Genomic DNA, 1,980 nt, shown 5'->3' with positions numbered 1-1,980 from the left:
GTTTGAGTAATAAAATTTATTTCACGATAATAAATTTACAAAAATATAATATCTCTATTTTACAATAATGAAGATATTATAAAATTATTTTTTTATTATAATGATTGGGGAAGAAATGGAAAAGGAACTATTGGATAATGACTTTATAGTTAGCAAAACAGATATTAAAGGCAATATTACTTATGCTAATGAATCTTTTTTAAAAATTATAGGTTCAACAGAAAATGAAGTTTTAAATAAGCCACATAATGTTGTAAGACATAAAGATATGCCTAAGGCTGTTTTTAGATACTTGTGGCAACAATTAAAAGGAAGAAAAGAAGTTTATGCTTTCGTAAAAAACAGAACATTTGATGGTGGATATTACTGGGTATTTGCCAATATTAGCATATCTTATGATTTATCTGGTAATACGATAGGATATTATTCAGTTAGAAGAAAAATAGGTAAAAAAGCTAAAGAAGTTATTATTGCTTTATATGCTAAAATGCTTGAAGTTGAGAAAGCTCAAGGAGTTGATGCTTCTTGGAAAATTATAGAAGATATTTTGAAAAAAGAAAATAAAGGTTATAACGAATTTATGATAGGTATTCAGGGGCTAAAATGAGTATATTTAATAAAAATAATGATGAAGCATTAAATAAAATTATAGAAGTTTTAGAGCAAACTTCAAATGGATATTTAGAATCAAGAGTTACTGGTATAAAGGGCGAAAAATACACAATATTAGCAAATCATTTAAATAATTTGTTAGACCAAATAGAAGTGTGGCAAAGAGAAGTTGCTAGTTCTATTGAAGTTGCTTTTTCTGGTGCAACTTATAGAAATATTAATAGTGTAGGTTTAAAAGGTAGATTTAAAAGCACTGCTGATAATTTAGTAAGTGCTATTTTAGGAATTGCAAAAAGTATAGAAACTCAACGCTTAAATGAGCTTAGTATAAGAGTTCAACAAAACAATAATGATTCAGGTATAATTGATATTTTAACAAATGGCTTAAGCACAAATCAAACTAATTTAAATAGCATTTTAAATTCTTCAAAGCAAATTGCAGATGATTCGCATACTACTCAAACTATGGTAAAAGAATTGTCAAAAAGCTCAAATGAATTACAAAATTACATAGGTTTATTTACTGATTTAATCAATGGTCTAAATGAAAAAACAAATGAAATATCAAAAATTATTGAAATGGTAAAAGACATTACAGACCAAACTCAATTACTATCATTAAATGCTGCAATTGAAGCAGCAAGAGCAGGTGAGCATGGTCGTGGATTTGCGGTAGTTGCTGATGAAGTAAGAAAATTAGCAAATAATACAGAAGAAGCTACTAATACTATTAATTTGAATATAAATTCTTTAAAAGAAAGTGTTAAAAAGTGTTTAGAGTATTCAAATCAAGTTTCAGAAATTAGCAATAAAAATCAAGAAAAAACAAATCAGTTTTTTGATACTTTAAGTTCTTATGAAAAATTATCTGAAAATAACTTTAATAATGCTCAAAATAGTGGTAGATTGCAAAACAATTTATTTATACAAATACATTTATTACTTTATAAAGATGATGCGATTAGATGTTTGCTTAATAAGAATTTAAAACAAAATAAATCATTAGAAGAAAACATTGCAAAATCAATTAAAAAAGAGCAAGAAGGTATATTTAAAGATATTTTAGCTTTATACGAAGAGCTTTATAATTGTGAAGAATTAGACGAGCAAGTAAGACTTGTGAAAAGATTTGATGATTTAATCTTTAATATGTGTAAAAATTGCTAGTTTAAATAAGGAATTTAAAATAAATTTTTAAATTCCTTAAACCTTTAAATATATTCAATTTCGTTTTTAAAATAAATTATACTAAGAGTGATTTTGTATAAATCTAAAATCATTTCATTTCTTTTGACATTCTATAAATGAATGAAAATACTTCGGCAGCAACTTTTTATATATTTAAAAGCCTATTAATAGTCCTTAAAG

At 25.0% G+C, this 1,980-nt stretch carries 1 protein-coding gene and 1 pseudogene; both read left to right on the top strand.

Annotation, left to right across the window (positions count from 1 at the left end; all coding sequences use genetic code 11):
* The first annotated feature begins 115 nt into the window (after positions 1-115).
* Positions 116-607 (top strand): PAS domain-containing protein, encoded by a 492-nt coding sequence (locus AVBRAN12647_RS09505; protein ID WP_214118998.1) that lies wholly within the window; start codon positions 116-118, stop codon positions 605-607.
* Between the two features lie 587 nt (positions 608-1,194).
* Positions 1,195-1,779: pseudogene (locus AVBRAN12647_RS09755) on the top strand (methyl-accepting chemotaxis protein); the annotation flags it as partial.
* Between the last annotated feature and the right edge of the window lie 201 nt (positions 1,780-1,980).

Source organism: Campylobacter sp. RM12647, assembly GCF_020138135.1.
Classification (GTDB): Bacteria; Campylobacterota; Campylobacteria; order Campylobacterales; family Campylobacteraceae; genus Campylobacter_E.
Note: the sequence above shows the minus strand (reverse complement) of the source record. Positions and strands in the feature narration are given on the sequence as shown.

Excerpts from the sequence above, each read along its gene's own strand:
- AVBRAN12647_RS09505 (WP_214118998.1), top strand. The coding sequence starts at position 116 with ATGGAAAAGGAACTATTGGATAATGACTTTATAGTTAGCAAAACAGAT.